Genomic DNA, 14,330 nt, shown 5'->3' with positions numbered 1-14,330 from the left:
CTACCAGGTCATACGGCGGACGACCGGGAAGCCTGTCGCACGATGTCCACTCCTCGAGAAAGCCGGAGAACACAGTGGAACAAATTGGGTCGGACACAGCCAGGGGCGCGGTGTGACCACATTTCTCGATTCGACGCCTGAAGTTCGCTGCTCACGGTATCGGCGCGAATTCCAGTTGCCCGCATCGATGGATCCCGGCTCGCATCGCATTCTCCTGCACATCGGCGTCGACTACGGTGCCGTCACCATGCCCGCCGAACTCGGCGAGCAGGTACTGCGACAACTCGTCGAGGACGGAATCGCAGGCCCGGTCGTCGACCATCCGCGGGCCAGGCACTGGACCTTCCTCACCGGACCCGCCGGGCCCGACGCGATCAGCCCGGCGGTCTCGGCCGAACTGTTCCGCCTGTACGCGGCGGTGGCCTGCGCGGGCAGCCAGGTGGTGCTGCCCTCACCGGAGGACGAGCGCACCGGCTACCGCGTGTGGATCCGGTCGCCCGAGGCCGGGCCGCGCCGCCCGTCGATCAGCGCGATGATCGAGACGATCCGCGCGGTCGCCGCACGGCGGACCCGGGCCGGATAGACCCGATCAGCGCGCCCACGCCGAGGCCGCCTGATCGCGCAACTTCTGCACGGTGGCCCCGGGGTCGGCGGTGCTGTACACCGCGGAACCGGCGACGAAGCAGTCCACTCCCGCCTCCGCGGCCGCCTCGATGGTGTCGGCGTTGATGCCGCCATCGATCTCCACCAGCAGCCGCAGCTCACCGGAGTCGACCAGGTTCCGCACGATGCGCGCCTTCTGCAACACCTCCGGGATGAACGACTGCCCGCCGAAGCCCGGTTCCACGCTCATCACCAGCAGGGTGTCGAAATCGCGCAGGATCTCCAGGTACGGCTCGATCGGTGTGCCGGGCTTCACCGAGAGCCCCGCCTTGGCGCCCGCGGCGCGGATGTCGCGCGCCACCGCGATCGGATCGTCGGTCGCCTCGGCGTGGAAGGTCACATTGTGCGCGCCCGCCTCGGCGTACGGCGGCGCCCAGCGGCCCGGATCCTCGATCATCAGGTGGCAGTCCAGTGGGATCTCGGTCGCCCTCAGCAGGCTCTCGACCACCGGAAGGCCGAGGGTGAGATTCGGCACGAAGTGCGCGTCCATCACATCCACGTGCAGCCAGTCGGCGCCTGCGACGGCCTTCGCTTCGTCCGCGAGATGCGCGAAGTCGGCGGACAGAATGGACGGGGCGATCATCGGAACGGCCGGACGCGGGTAAGTCGGGTTGGACACAACGCCGGAGTCTAACGGTCGCCGGGGTTGCCCAGCGCGGGAGTGGGTAGCCTGCATAGGGTGATCAATATTTCGGCGGAACAGGGGCTCTACAGCACCCCGGTGGAGATTCGGGTGGCGGCGTCGGTGACACAACTGCCCATCGTGCGTGGGCTCGCCGAAACCCTCGTCCTACTCAGCGAATTCACGCTGGACGAGGTGGCCGACATCCGGCTGGCCGTCGACGAGGTCTGCTCGACGCTGATCGCGGTCGCCGCCCCGGAAACGAGCCTGAACTGCCGGTTCACCGTCGGTGACACCGAGTTGCTCGTCCGGGTGGAGGGCATCGCGGAGAAGCCGGGACTGCCCGACCAGCGCAGCTTCGGCTGGCATGTGCTGCGCACCCTCACCGACGCGGTGGATGCTACCCAGGATTCGTACGACGCGGCGATCTCCGGATATCCGACAACGGTCGAGTTCCGTCGGGTCCGGGGGAAGGCGTAGTGGCGGACGAAGAAACCGTGTTCGATGCACAGCGCGACGAGGACGCAGACACGCTGACCACCGAGAACGCCGTCGACGCCGTCGACGCCGAGGAAACCCTGGAAGCGGCGGGAACGGTCCCCGGCTACGACGACGTCGGATTGCTCTTCGAGCAGCTCGCGGCCAGCGAGAAGGGGACGGCGCGGCACGCCGCGCTCCGCGCGGAGCTGATCAGCCGCTGCATTCCGCTCGCCGACCACATCGCCCGCAAGTTCAGCGGGCGCGGTGAGCCGTTCGATGATCTGACCCAGGTGGCGCGGGTCGGCTTGGTGCACGCGGTGGATCGTTTCGACGTGGAGCGCGGCTCGAATTTCCTGTCTTTCGCGGTGCCGACCATCATGGGCGAGGTCCGCCGGTATTTCCGCGACAACACCTGGGCGATGCGAGTGCCGAGACGGGTCAAGGAGACTCACCTACGCATCGGCGCGGCGATCGACAGTCTCTCCCAGACCCTCGGCCGCTCACCGACGGCGAAGGAGATCGCCGCGGAGCTGGACGTCGATCCGGACGAAGTGACCCAGGCGGTCATCGCGGGCAACGCCTACCAGCCGAGCTCGATCGACGCGGCCACCCTCGGCCGTGACACCGACGCCTCGCTGCTGGACACCCTCGGCGAGGAGGAGTCCCAGTTCGACCGGGTCGAGGAGTACGTCGCGATCCGGCCGCTGCTGGCCGGGCTGCCCGAGCGGGAACGGCGCATCCTGACGATGCGGTTCTTCGAATCGATGACCCAGACCCAGATCGCGCAGCAGATGGGCATCTCCCAGATGCACGTGTCGCGCATCCTGGCGAAGACCCTTGCCCGTCTGCGGGAACAGTCCAGCCGGGAATGAGATAGCCTCCTCCACCTCCGGGGGGTTCGGCAGCCATGACCACCACGTGCCGCCCGGTCATCGTCATGGTCCGAGTGCGCGGCCAGGTTCCGCGCGTCCGGCGCGAACGAATGGCATGCCGCTCAGCGCGGCTTGCGCAACGCGGCCAGGAACATGGCGTCGGTGCCGTGCCGGTGTGGCCACAGCTGCGCCCCCGGTCCGTCCCCGACATCGGTGACGCCGGGAAGCAGTTCGCGGGTGTCGAGTTGCTCGGCGCCGAGGCGGCGCACCGCGTCGGCGACGATCGACACCGTCTCCGGCAGATGCGGCGAGCACGTCGAGTACACCACGACGCCACCCGGGCGCAGCAAATCCCATGCGGCGGAGAGTAATTCGCGCTGCAGGACGACCAGTTCGCGGACGTCCGCGGGGGTGCGCCGCCAGCGCGCCTCCGGCCTGCGGCGCAGCGCGCCGAGCCCGGTGCACGGGGCGTCCACCAGGATGCGGTCATAGCCCGGGGTCAGTCCGCTGGCGCGGCCGTCGGCGACGTGGATGTCCACCGGCAGGTCGCGCACGGCCTTGCGCACCAGTTCGGCACGGTGCGCGGCGGGCTCGACCGCGTCCACCCGGAAGCCATCGATCGCGGCGATCGCCCCCAGCAGCGCGGCCTTGCCGCCCGGTCCGGCACACAGGTCCAGCCAGCGACCGGTGTCCGGTCCGTGGAGTTCGGCCCTGGTCAGCGCCAGCGCCACCAGCTGGCTGCCTTCGTCCTGTACGGCCGCCATGCCCTCGCGCACCGGCTCGAGCTTGCCCGGGTCACCGCCGTCCAGGTAGACCGCGTACGGCGACCAGCGGCCCTCCTCGCCGCCGGTCACCAGCGCGAGTTCCTCCGCGGTGATGTCGCCCGGGCGGGCCACGAGATGCACCAGTGGCCGAGCGTCGTCGGCGGCGAGCACCTCGCGCAACTCCCCCGCTCGCGCTCCCAGCGCGTCGGCGAACGCCTGCGCGATCCAGACCGGGTGCGCGTACTCGAACGCCAGCCGGCCGACCGGATCGGCGGGCGCGAGCGCCTCCACCCACTGTTCAGGGGTCTTCTCCCCCGCCCGCCGGAGCACGGCGTTGACGAATCCCGCCTTGCCCGCGCCGAATTCGGAGCGCGCCAATGCCACCGAGGTGTCCACCGCGGCGTGCGCACCGATCCTGGTGCGCAGCAGCTGGTAGACGCCGAGCCGGAGCACGTCCAGCAGCGGTCCGTCGATCTCCTCGATCGGCCGGCCCGCCCCCTCGGCGATCACCGCGTCGAGCAGGCCCAGCGACCGGCACGCGCCGTAGGCGAGTTCGGTTGCCAACGCCGCGTCCCGGCCCGACAACCCCAGGTCCCGCAGCAGCGCGGGCAGAACGAGGTTGGCGTAGGCGTCGCGCTCCCGAACCGCTCGCAGCACATCCCTCGCGGCCGACCGCGGCGGATCGGTGGGCTCTTTACGCTGCGGTCGCCTGCCTGCGGCGGCTCTGGACCCCGAGGACGGACGCCCGGCGGTGGAACGATCCGACCGGCCCGTCGCCGCGCGTTGTCCCGCGGCGCCCCGCCGTTCGTCGCGACCGCGCGCCTCGGCTCGCCCGCTGCCTGCCCGCGGATCGGCCGCTCGTGACCGTCCCGCGCCGGTGCGGTCCTGCCGCGGGCCACCCTGCGCACGAGGCCGACCGGCCTCGCCGGAACGGTTCGGCGCGGACTCACGGTCGTCGCGCCGCCGGTCGCGGGCGTTGTCGTCACCGGGCCGATTGCCGCGCGGCGTCATTCGACCACCGCGCCGGGCTGCAGGCGGGCGCCGCGCGCCCAGTCGAGCGCGGCCATCATGCGCTTGCCCTGCGGCTGCACCTGATCCAGCCGCACCGCGGTGGTGGCGGTGCCGACGAACACGCCGGACTTGCGCACCTCGATGACGCGTTCCGGCAACTCCTCCTCGACCAGCTCGACCGGTCCCAGCTTCAGCCGCGTGCCGCCCACCTCGGTCCAGGCGCCGGGAGCCGGAGTGACCGCGCGAATCCGCCTGCTGATGGCCAGGGCGGGTTGGTCCCAGCGCACATGCCCGGCTTCGACACCGACCTTGGGCGCGTACGAGACGCCGTCGGTGGACTGCGGGACGGGCTGCAAGGTCCCGTCCTCCACTCCGTCGAGCGTCGCTTCCAGCAGGCGGGAGCCGCTGTCGGCCAATCGCTGCAGCAGGGTGCCCGCGGTATCGGTGACGGTGATCTTCTCGGTCACCATGCCGAAGACCGGACCGGTGTCCAACCCGGCCTCGATCTGAAAGGTGGAGGCGCCGGTGATCTCGTCACCCGCGTCGATCGCCGCCTGTACCGGCGCCGCGCCCCGCCAGGCGGGTAGCAGCGAGAAATGCAGGTTGATCCAGCCGAAGCGCGGGATGTCGAGCACCGGCTCGGGCAGCAGCGCGCCGTAGGCGACGACGGGGCAACAGTCCGGCGCCAAGTCGGTGAGCTGCGCCAGGAATTCCGGCTCCGACGGACGCCGCGGAGTGAGCACCGGGATGCCGTGTTCGTCGGCCAGCTGACCGACCGGCGACCTGGTCACTTTCCGGCCGCGCCCTGCGACCGCGTCCGGCCGCGTCACCACGGCGATCACCTCGTGACGCGCTGATTCCAGTAGACGCCGCAGCGACGGAACCGCCGGTTCCGGGGTGCCCGCGAAGACGACGCGCATCAGCGGCCGGCCCCGAACGGGTTGGGCCGGCCCGAGCCGCTCATCGAGCGCGCGGGACGCACCGTCAATCCCGCTGTGAACCAATCGGATTCGCGGATCACCCGCATCGCCTCCTTGCGCTGGGCCGGGTCGAGACGGTCGATGAACAGCACCCCGTCGAGATGATCGGTCTCGTGCTGCACGCACCGCGCGAGCAGGCCTTCCGCCTCGAAAGCGACGGGCGCGCCGTCGACGTCCACACCGGACGCTCGCACACGCAAGGCCCGGCGCGTGTCGTAGCGCACGCCGGGGATCGACAGGCAGCCTTCCGGTCCGACCTGCTCTTCGTCGCCGACAACCTCCCACTGCGGGTTCACCAGATGCCCCGAAGCGTCGCCGGTGTCGTAGACGAACACGCGCAGCCCGACCCCGATCTGCGGCGCGGCCATCCCGACCCCGCCGTCGTCGTGCATGGTCTCGGTCAGGTCGGTCACCAGCTGCCGCAGATCGCGGTCGAACGCGGTGACCTCCGCGGCGCGGGCACGCAGAATGGGATCGCCGAACAGGCGAACGGGCTGGATGGTCACGGCTGGCTCCCGAAAGCGGATGAATACGGTCGCCCCATTCTAGTGAGACACCCGGAAATCCCCGATTCGCCGGCCGGAAGCTGGTAGAACTCCTATGCGGTCCGGGCGGGGTGTCGATCCCTCCGCCCGGCCGCCCGGAAACGCGCTGGTCAACGGCTTGCCGGTGACACCTGGCCTGGTTCTCACCTAAATCCACGATCCCGCCTGATCAACAGCTGCACCGTCGCGCTCACTTCCGGTGGGCGCTGTACCGGGTCCGCCGCTGCTACACCGCACCCGCGCGTGCCTGGCGGTCAGTCGACCCCGTGGCCCACGGCAGCCGCGCCGAAACCGGGGATATCCTCACCGTATCGCCGCAGCGTTGCGCGTCCCGTGTGAGCTGGATGGTGATCACACCCGCGTGTGGTTGGCCGAGCATGTGATGGCGTATCCGCGGTTGGAGGAGTTCTTCGTCGCCGCGCCCGATTCCGTGATGCTTCTCTGCACCATGACTGGCACAAGCCATGACGAGGTGCTGGGTTTGTCAGGCGCTGCGCAGCCGAATTCTTCGGGTCGCGTCGAGATGTCGGTCGACGGTGAACTGTGCGGTGGTGCCGACGACGGGTGGCGTGCCGGACCAGCACAGGACGGACCAGAGGCCATCGAATGCGACGGAGTATTCGCGGTTGCTGGGGAAGACGTCGGTGATCTCGGCGGTGACTGTGGAGCCGACGGGGTGGCGGTTCTTGGCGGCGAACCATTCGGCCTTGCTCATGACGGGAAACCTGGTTGAGCTCGATCGGAAGGCGGGATCGAGAGGCCAGAGGCGAACCTGGCCGCGTGTGTGCTGAAGGACCTCGAACTCGGTCACAGTGCCGACAGCCGGCCATTGGTCGGCGGAAAACGGCAGATTCAGGATGTCGACGAACCCGGTGGGTGGATGGCCCAAGTCGACGAACAGACCGACGACGCCGGGTCGCGGGACCAGCGTGACCACTCCGGTCACATGGTCGCCGATCGGATAAAGGCTGTGAGCGGCGTTGAGTTTCTCTTCGAGTTGGGGGTCGGGTTCGATCATCGTTGGACTATTTCAACGATCACCTCTGCCGGTTGTCAATGGCCAGGACTTGGTGGGAGATCAGTCGTTTCCGGAAGGTGGCTCGTCATGCCCGATACCCCCTCTGTTGCGCTGTGCGCGAATGCTCGCGCGTCGCCGGTATGTTTTGCGCTTTCACGCCGCCTCGAAGGTGGTGTCTCTACCATTCGGAGCGGAACACGGATGGTGGAGGAGACGTTGTCCATGGCAAAGGAATTCGTGGCAATGCTCTCGCATAAGGCAATTGACTGCCGGACACCAACACGCCGACCACTGGTACGTGCTCGAGTGTGCGCGGTGATGCTGTTGCTGATTGCGGCGGCGGCGTCGGCTTCGCCTTCGGCGACCGCCGCGCCCGCGGGCCCTTCGGCTGCCACGCATCTGGAGCGTTGCCAGCAATATCCCGAACCCGACTACTGGACCACCGACCAAACCCGCGTCGTCACCGGCACCGACTCGTGGAACAACGTCATCACGTCACTGGGCCCCGGCGAGGCGATCCGAATCGCTGCATTGCCGACCTCTAAGGTCAAAACCTCCCGATGGCCATGGGATTCGGGCTACGGCCCGAACGGTGACGGTGTGGCCGCGGGCGCGGAGTTCCCCGCCCCGGGCGTTTCGCGCTACGGCCTCGTCGGCGGGGTGCAGGGCGATCTCCGGCTGATGGGTATCGGTCCGACCTGCTACGCGAATTCGACCGGCGTGCGACAGGATTTCCACCTTACTGTGAACGACAGCGAACCGTTCGACAACTCCGAAGGGTTCGTTGTCACCGTGGTCACCTTCACAGAGGCGAAACCCCCCTGCCCGGTGATCGGCACGAGTATTGGAGATCAATGCCCGGCCTACTACGAGCGCCGCGGCTACGACCCGGCCTACGCGCTCGAGCGGTGCAAGGAAAAGAACCTCGCCGAACGCGAGGTCACCCGAGACTTCGGAGCCGACTCCGGATTCGAACCCGTACGCGTGACCCTGTTTCCTGGCGAGTCCTACCGGGTCGACCCGCAGAATATAACGTGGTCGCTGGCGCCCGTGCCCGGCTACGGGCCCAGGCCCGGCGACAGTGGCGAAACCTGGCCGACCATCAAGGTCGGCTCGTGGCCGTGGGATGGCAGCTACGGGCCCGACGGCGCTGGAGTGGAGAACCCCGCGCCGCAGGACTGGCCGGCCCCGTATCTGCCCAAGTACGGATTGATCGGCACGTGGGAGGGACAGTCGGGCTATCACTGGGTCGGCGCTCAGGGTGGTTGTGTGCAATGGGAGGGTGCGCGCGCGGTGACGCTCGCGCTGACCATGAACGACAACAACATCGGCGATAACTCGGGACTATGGAGACTCTGGATCAGGATTTACAGCCCCGATCGGCTCCCGCCCGGATAGCCGCGGCCTTCGCCAGGAACTTCTCCGTGGCCGACCACCGGCGCGGGTCGGGTGAGGCCGGCCTAGGCCACGGCGGTGAGGTGGCTGACTTGTCCTGCCACCCGATGACCTCGGGTATGCGGCCACTCACGACTGCCAGGTCATCTTCACTGACCTGCCATGTGCTCGGTGCAGGCGAACTGGCCGGGACCGGCAGCGCCATGCGGCGGGCGCCGGTCCCGGAATGTCCTGGCTAGGTGAACAAGCGAGCGTGCTCGGTGGCCCATTGTGCGAATGTGCGGGTCGATCGGCCGGTCACTGTCGCTACGGTGTCGAGGACCTTGTCCGCGGCGTCGGGCGGGTGGGCCGCCAAGCGGAGACCGAATTCGACGTAGTCGTCGCCGAACCCGTGGCCGGCCAGACGGTCACGTTCCTGGGCTTCGGTGAGTTGCCGGTGGGTGAGCGGCACTCCGATCGCGTCGGCGAGTATCCGGGTGCGTTGTGCAGGGGTCAGTGCCTCGGGGCCGGTGAGACGGTAGGTTTTGCCGCCGTGGCCGTCTCGGGTCAGCGCGCAGCGGGCGACCGACGCGATATCCGCTTCGTGGACCATGGCACTGGGCCATTGGGCGAAAGCCGAGACGGTGCGGTGTTCGCGGATTTCGTCGAGCCAGTCGAGGGTGTTGAGCATGATCTCGACGGGTTCGAGGCGGGTCCAGGCGATACCGCTGCCCGACAGCGCGTCTTCGACGCTTGTCCGGGACCAGCCGCCCAGGACGGTGGCGCGGCCGATTCCGCATCGCCGGGCGAGGTCGACGATATCGGGGCCGGTGGCGAGATCCGCGCCGTCGTCTCCGCCGAAGGTGATGAGGTGGACGGCGTCGACCCCGGTGAACGCGTCGTGCAGGGTCGAGGCGTCGGTCAGGTCGCCCTGCACGCGCCGCGCGGCCGGTGGCAGGTCCGCGGAATGCGGGGTGCGGGTCAGTGCCCGGACCTGGTGGCCATCGGTGAGGAGCTCGTCGACGAGGTGGCGGCCCACATGTCCGGTGGCGCCGCAGACGAGGATTTCCATGGTGGTCCTATCCTGGTCAGCTGGTGCTCTTGGTCAGTGCGCGCAGACCCACTGCGATACCGATGGCCGCGGTGAGGATCGCGGCCAGCCAGCCGCAGCCGACGTCGGCCGAGGTGAGGTGGCCGGCGAACAGCTCGCGTTCGGCGTTCACGACGTGGGTCAGTGGGTTCACCGCCGAGAGCGCGTGCATCCATCCCGGGGCTTGTTCGAGGGGCAGCAGCATGCCGGACAGGATCATCGAGGGAAACAACAACGTCTGGTGCACGGTCCAGAAAACCCACTCCTGTTCCCGGACGACGATGGCCAGTGCGTAACTGAGCGAGCCGATGCCCAGGCCGAGGACACCCAGCAGCAGCAGACCCTGCACCGCGCCGAGCGGATCCGGACGCAGACCCAAGGGGATGGTCACCAGGATGATCAGGGTCGCCTGCGCGATCAGGGGGAGGAATTCCTTGACCGCGCGGCCCAGGAAGAGGGCCGACCGGGACAGTGGCGTGACGAGCAGGCGCTCGTGGGTGCCGTTCTGGAGGTCGAACTGGAGGTTGGAGCCGGTGCCGGCGGTACCGAACAACGAGGTCATGACCAGGATTCCGGGAACGAACCAAGCCCAGGGCGACTCCCCGTCGCGAGTCAGTAGTGGTCCGAACAGCAAGAGAAAGAACAGGGGTTGGACCAGGCCGAAGACTACCGAGAACGGATCGCCGAGCACGGGGCGTAGCTCTCGGACGGTGACGAGCAGGGTGTCGGCGACGATATTGCGACGCGGTTCAGTGGTGGTCATCGGGTCTCCTCCGGATCGTGGTTGCCGCGCTCGGCCGTGCCGGTGTCGCGCAGACTGCGTCCGGTGAGCTCGAGGAAGACGTCGTCGAGGGTGGGCACCCTGGTAGCGGCGGAAACGACCTCGATGCCGCGCGAATGAGCCGCGGTGACCAGTGCCGGTACGGCTTTCGGGCCGTTCGCTGCGTAGGCGACGACGGTAGTGCCGGTATGGGTCACCCGGTTCACGCACTCGGTCCGGCGCGCCAGTGTGGCCAGCTCGCCGGCCCGGGCCGGGTCGCCCGCCTCGAGCGTGACCTTGTCGCCCGCGTGCTCGCTCTTCAGCGCCTCGGGTGAACCGTCGGCGATGATGCGCCCGTGATCCACGATCACCACGCGGTCGGCGATCTGGTCGGCCTCGTCGAGGTAGTGGGTGGTGACCACGATCGTCATCCCCGATTCCGCCCGGAGGCGGGCGATGTGGTCCCACAGGTTGGCCCGGTTGTGCGGGTCCAGGCCGGTCGTCGGTTCGTCGAGGAACAACAGCGCGGGCCGGTGGACCAACCCCATCGCCAGATCCAGGCGGCGACGCTGCCCGCCGGACATGGCCTGGGACTTCCGTTTTCCGAGGCCGTCGAGACCCAGGGCGGTGAACAGCTCGCCCGCCCGGATCCGCGCCGATTTCCGGTCCAGTCCGTGGATCCGGGCCTGGGTCACCACCTCGTCCATCGCGCGCTGTGTATGTCCCGCGCTGTTGCCCTGACCGACGTATCCGATCACCCGGCGCACCTGGGCCGGTTCGCGCTGTACGTCGTGGCCCCCGATCTCCGCGGATCCGCCGGTGGGCGGCAGCAGCGTCGTGAGCATCCGCATCAAGGTCGTCTTACCGGCCCCGTTGGGACCGAGGATAGCCAGTACTTCTTCCCGCGCGACGGTCAGATCGATGCCGTCGACCGCGCGGACTGCTGATTCGCCGGGCCCGTAGAAGGTCCTGGTCAAATTTCGGGTGTTGATCACGTCCTGCCTCTCGATGGGGTACAGGACGATCCAAACTCTGGTTCCGGACGATATACGGCCACAAGCCGAACGGGGAGCATCGAATGATCTCTCCCGGAGGTACGGAGGCCGATGCCCTGCGGTCCGAGTGCGGGCCGCAGGGCATCCCCGGCGGGTCAGCGGGTACGCGGATCCTGCAGCGACGACATCGCTTCCATGAGCGAGGAGTGAACGGCGGTCAACTCCGGTGTCGCGAACGACTCCCAGGACTGCTCACCCGCGCCGTCCTCGGTGGAATCCGCCTGCCCCCAACTGTCTTCACCGGAGCCGTCCGTCGAGGTTTCGTCCCAGGACGCGTTACCCGGATTGTGCTTGTACACCCACCACAGGTGGCCGAACGGGTCGGCGAAGCGGGAGAGTACGTCGCCCCAGAAATCCGTCGGCTCGGTCACGATCCGCGCACCACGCGCGGCGGCTCGTTTCAGTGTGGCGGCCGGATCGTCGACGTAGACGCGGACGAAGGACGGCATATACGGCCAGTCCGGTTTGCGGTCGGCGATCGTGAGCGTCGAATCGCCTATTCGCAGTTCGGAATGCAGAATCAGGCCGTCGGTATCGGCGGTCCGAGCCTCGGGGACCTCGATCGCCCCGAACACCTCGACCAGGAAGCCGATCAGACCTGCCGCGTCATCGGTCCAGATGAAGGGGTCGACCGTCGCGGATCCGGCGGGCGCCGGAGGAACTGCGGGAGTGGTGGACATACTGTCTCCTTTCGGTTGGTGCCCCCAGATTCGCCGCAGTTGCGGACAGGATATGGCCACAAGTGCGCCTAGCCTCGGGGTGTGTCCACCAGCACTCGCACCCTCGCGCTTCTCGGTCTGCTGCAGAGCCGTCGCCACTGGTCCGGTGCCGACCTCGCGCGCCGGCTCAATGTCAGTGAGCGGACCGTCCGGCGTGATGTGCTCGGTCTCCAGGAGATCGGCTATCCGATCGTCACGACGCGCGGAACCGGCGGTGGCTACCAGCTCAGTGCGGGTGCCTGCCTGCCGCCACTGGTCCTGGGTGAGGAGGAGGCCGCTGCGACGGTGCTGGGGCTGAAGGAGATCGCCACCGGAGTCCATCCCGCCTCCGCGGAAGCCGCGATGAGCGCTATGGCCAAGATCGTCCAGGTCCTTCCCACTCGTATCCGTCGCCGGATCGACAGTCTGCGGACCGTCGCGACCCCCGCCGGTGATGGATACCACCGAGCCGGGATCGACGATGTCACCGCGTTGACCACACTCGCGCTCGCCTGCCGGGACGCCGATACCGTCTCGTTCTCCTACCGCGGTAGCGACGCGGCCACTTCGCATCGCACCGTCCAACCGCATCAGATCGTCAATGTCGAAAGCCGCCTCTACCTGGTGGCCTGGGATCTCGATCGCACCGACTGGCGCACTTTCCGAATCGACCGGATCGCGCAACCACGCCGCACCGGCGCACGATTCGCACCCCGCCGCCTGCCCGGCGGCGATCCGGTGGAGTATGTCCGCGACCGGATCGGGTCGATGCCGTCGAGGTACCGGGTGCACGCCACCATCCAGGCTTCCGCCGAACGCGTCAGAGCCGAAATCGTCCACTACGGCACCGTCGCCGCCATCGACCCCGGATCGTGCGAGGTCCATATCGCCGCCGAATCCCTGGACTGGGCGGCCTTCTGCCTCGTCTCGATCGGCGCACCGTTCATCGTGCACGGACCACCCGAAGCGACCGACCTTATGAAGGACTGGGGATCCAGGCTCCTCGCCGCCACGCGAGCGGTCGGAAACGGACTCGTCTGCGACATTTCGATCGGCGACCGGACGCAGGACTCCGGATGATCTTCGGTACCGGCGCTACCCGCCGTGCTCCTCGCCCCGGGAGTGAGCCAAGACACCTCCGTGCCCCCAACGATCGACAACCTCGTAGCGGCCCGCCTGGCACCGAACGTGATCTTGTTGCCCTACAGAACACGCAGTCCAGAAAGAACAGCCGCACGCAGCTCGATCTGGATCCTGCGGGAGAACGGATGGAAGCTGTACTTCCACAGGGAACCACGCAACCGCAAGACAGCGACGCAACATCTACAGGTGCCCGCTACTGATCGTCGGCCAGGATCTCCTCGAGGATCCGCGAACTGGATCTCTCCCGCTCGGGGTCGTCGGCGGCCTCGGTCAGAGTGAGCAAGGCCTTCCACAGGGCCCAGCCTCGCGCCCGCGCCCATGTGTCGTCGTCGTGGCCGAGCACCCGGCGGAACGTCGCGCGACTGTCCGCCGACAGCATCGTCCAGGCCAGGACCAGATCGCATGCGGGGTCGCCGACACCGCATGTCCCGAAGTCGATGACCGCCGTCAATTTCCCACCGGAGATCAGGAGGTTGCCAGCAGCGATGTCACCGTGGAACCACACCGGGGTCTCGTTCCACTTCGTCGCTAGAGCGGAATCCCAGATCTCGGTAGCTCGTCGAACATCAACGCGTCCACTCAACGTCCACAGGCAACGTCGAGTCTGCTCGTCGTAATGCGCTGGGTGGCTACCGCGGAAGAAGCTGTGCGCGCCGGCCGACGGGGCACCGCTGACATCGCATCGCTGCAGCGCACGAATGAACTCAGCGACATCGATCGCGAATCCGGTCATGTCTGCGATGGCGGCCCTGTCGGCGGTGTGGCCAGGCAGCCAGTCACGCACCGACCACGAGAACGCGTATCCACACCCGGGAGTCCCGACGGCGAGCACCGTGGGAATCGCGATCGGCAGCACCGGCGCCAGTCGAGGCAACCAGACACTCTCTTTCTCCACCGCCGGCGCATAGGCTGCCGCGGTCGGCAGCCGCACCGACATGTCCGAGTCCAATCGGTAGGTGCGGTTGTCCCAGCCGTCCACCGGCACCGGCGACACCGGCAGACCACCCCACTGCGGAAACTGCGTCCTGATCAGGCACTCGACCAGCACGGTGTCGATCCCAGCGCGACCATCGAAGGGAACGTCACCCACCACGTCATCCTCGACCTCGACCATCACCCTCGGCAACACAATTTCCACCGCTGGTCCAGGCTGCCCGCACCACAACAGAATTGCCACGCGCCGATCACCACGTTCCGGAACCCCGGCACGTCAAAGCCCGACGAATAGCGCAGCCATCGAGTAATGCACTCAACA

The 14,330-nt window shown here is 68.1% G+C and carries 15 protein-coding genes; 5 read left to right on the top strand and 10 right to left on the bottom strand.

Annotation, left to right across the window (positions count from 1 at the left end):
* Nucleotides 1-112: 112 nt before the first annotated feature.
* A complete protein-coding gene (locus ACZ6DL_RS04900; RefSeq protein ID WP_466049040.1) occupies nt 113-583 on the top strand; it encodes a hypothetical protein in 471 nt (156 codons plus the stop codon).
* Between the two features lie 6 nt (nt 584-589).
* Here ACZ6DL_RS04900 and rpe read toward each other — a convergent pair whose 3' ends face one another.
* Nucleotides 590-1,246 carry a ribulose-phosphate 3-epimerase gene (gene rpe / locus ACZ6DL_RS04895; RefSeq protein ID WP_466049568.1) on the bottom strand — a complete coding sequence of 219 codons (657 nt, stop codon included), beginning with the start codon at nt 1,244-1,246 and terminating at the stop codon, nt 590-592.
* Nucleotides 1,247-1,342: 96 nt separating this feature from the next.
* On the opposite strand from rpe, the gene ACZ6DL_RS04890 reads away from it, so the two are divergent.
* Nucleotides 1,343-1,765, top strand: a complete 423-nt coding sequence (locus tag ACZ6DL_RS04890; RefSeq protein ID WP_040867498.1) for an ATP-binding protein — start codon at nt 1,343-1,345, stop codon at nt 1,763-1,765.
* On the top strand, nt 1,765-2,637 hold the full coding sequence (locus tag ACZ6DL_RS04885) for an RNA polymerase sigma factor SigF (protein ID WP_466049038.1): 873 nt from the start codon (nt 1,765-1,767) through the stop codon (nt 2,635-2,637). Before ACZ6DL_RS04890 ends, ACZ6DL_RS04885 begins: the two co-directional genes overlap by 1 nt.
* A gap of 122 nt (nt 2,638-2,759) precedes the next feature.
* Here ACZ6DL_RS04885 and ACZ6DL_RS04880 read toward each other — a convergent pair whose 3' ends face one another.
* The 4 genes from ACZ6DL_RS04880 to ACZ6DL_RS04865 form a co-directional block, all read right to left on the bottom strand.
* The gene (locus ACZ6DL_RS04880; protein WP_466049036.1) at nt 2,760-4,058 is read right to left on the bottom strand and encodes an RsmB/NOP family class I SAM-dependent RNA methyltransferase; all 1,299 of its coding nucleotides are present in this window, start codon (nt 4,056-4,058) and stop codon (nt 2,760-2,762) included.
* A 350-nt stretch (nt 4,059-4,408) separates the two neighbouring features.
* Nucleotides 4,409-5,332 carry a methionyl-tRNA formyltransferase gene (fmt, locus tag ACZ6DL_RS04875; RefSeq protein WP_466049035.1) on the bottom strand — a complete coding sequence of 308 codons (924 nt, stop codon included), beginning with the start codon at nt 5,330-5,332 and terminating at the stop codon, nt 4,409-4,411.
* Entirely contained in the window at nt 5,332-5,898 is a 567-nt protein-coding gene (gene def / locus ACZ6DL_RS04870; protein ID WP_466049033.1) for a peptide deformylase, read from the bottom strand. The genes fmt and def overlap by 1 nt, the downstream gene beginning before the upstream one ends.
* A 523-nt stretch (nt 5,899-6,421) precedes the next feature.
* The gene (locus tag ACZ6DL_RS04865) at nt 6,422-6,955 is read right to left on the bottom strand and encodes a hypothetical protein (RefSeq protein WP_466049032.1); all 534 of its coding nucleotides are present in this window, start codon (nt 6,953-6,955) and stop codon (nt 6,422-6,424) included.
* A gap of 222 nt (nt 6,956-7,177) precedes the next feature.
* Here ACZ6DL_RS04865 and ACZ6DL_RS04860 point away from each other — a divergent pair, with 222 nt between their 5' ends.
* Entirely contained in the window at nt 7,178-8,353 is a 1,176-nt protein-coding gene (locus ACZ6DL_RS04860) for a hypothetical protein (protein WP_466049030.1), read from the top strand.
* 232 nt (nt 8,354-8,585) lie between these two features.
* Here the strand turns inward: ACZ6DL_RS04860 and ACZ6DL_RS04855 are convergent, their stop codons facing one another.
* From ACZ6DL_RS04855 to ACZ6DL_RS04840, 4 genes are all read right to left on the bottom strand, one after another.
* A complete protein-coding gene (locus ACZ6DL_RS04855) occupies nt 8,586-9,401 on the bottom strand; it encodes an NAD(P)H-binding protein (RefSeq protein ID WP_466049029.1) in 816 nt (271 codons plus the stop codon).
* 16 nt (nt 9,402-9,417) lie between these two features.
* Nucleotides 9,418-10,182, bottom strand: coding sequence for an ABC transporter permease (locus tag ACZ6DL_RS04850; RefSeq protein ID WP_466049027.1), 765 nt, complete (start codon nt 10,180-10,182; stop codon nt 9,418-9,420).
* Nucleotides 10,179-11,174: an ATP-binding cassette domain-containing protein gene (locus ACZ6DL_RS04845; RefSeq protein WP_466049025.1), complete on the bottom strand. Its 996-nt coding sequence runs from the start codon at nt 11,172-11,174 to the stop codon at nt 10,179-10,181. The genes ACZ6DL_RS04850 and ACZ6DL_RS04845 overlap by 4 nt, the downstream gene beginning before the upstream one ends.
* A gap of 155 nt (nt 11,175-11,329) precedes the next feature.
* Entirely contained in the window at nt 11,330-11,914 is a 585-nt protein-coding gene (locus ACZ6DL_RS04840; protein ID WP_466049024.1) for a VOC family protein, read from the bottom strand.
* 81 nt (nt 11,915-11,995) lie between these two features.
* On the opposite strand from ACZ6DL_RS04840, the gene ACZ6DL_RS04835 reads away from it, so the two are divergent.
* Complete coding sequence (locus tag ACZ6DL_RS04835; RefSeq protein ID WP_466049023.1) at nt 11,996-13,012, top strand: helix-turn-helix transcriptional regulator; 1,017 nt, start codon at nt 11,996-11,998, stop codon at nt 13,010-13,012.
* A 256-nt stretch (nt 13,013-13,268) separates the two neighbouring features.
* On the opposite strand, the gene ACZ6DL_RS04830 is transcribed toward ACZ6DL_RS04835, so the two are convergent.
* Nucleotides 13,269-14,213 (bottom strand): aminoglycoside phosphotransferase family protein, encoded by a 945-nt coding sequence (locus tag ACZ6DL_RS04830; protein WP_466049021.1) that lies wholly within the window; start codon nt 14,211-14,213, stop codon nt 13,269-13,271.
* Nucleotides 14,214-14,330 lie beyond the last annotated feature (117 nt).

Source organism: Nocardia sp. NPDC041819 (genome assembly GCF_055590505.1).
Note: the sequence above shows the minus strand (reverse complement) of the source record. Positions and strands in the feature narration are given on the sequence as shown.

Excerpts from the sequence above, each read along its gene's own strand:
- rpe (WP_466049568.1), bottom strand. The coding sequence starts at position 1,246 with ATGATCGCCCCGTCCATTCTGTCCGCCGACTTCGCGCATCTCGCGGAC.
- fmt (WP_466049035.1), bottom strand. The coding sequence starts at position 5,332 with ATGCGCGTCGTCTTCGCGGGCACCCCGGAACCGGCGGTTCCGTCGCTG.
- ACZ6DL_RS04865 (WP_466049032.1), bottom strand. The coding sequence starts at position 6,955 with ATGATCGAACCCGACCCCCAACTCGAAGAGAAACTCAACGCCGCTCAC.
- ACZ6DL_RS04860 (WP_466049030.1), top strand. The coding sequence starts at position 7,178 with ATGGCAAAGGAATTCGTGGCAATGCTCTCGCATAAGGCAATTGACTGC.
- ACZ6DL_RS04855 (WP_466049029.1), bottom strand. The coding sequence starts at position 9,401 with ATGGAAATCCTCGTCTGCGGCGCCACCGGACATGTGGGCCGCCACCTC.
- ACZ6DL_RS04850 (WP_466049027.1), bottom strand. The coding sequence starts at position 10,182 with ATGACCACCACTGAACCGCGTCGCAATATCGTCGCCGACACCCTGCTC.
- ACZ6DL_RS04840 (WP_466049024.1), bottom strand. The coding sequence starts at position 11,914 with ATGTCCACCACTCCCGCAGTTCCTCCGGCGCCCGCCGGATCCGCGACG.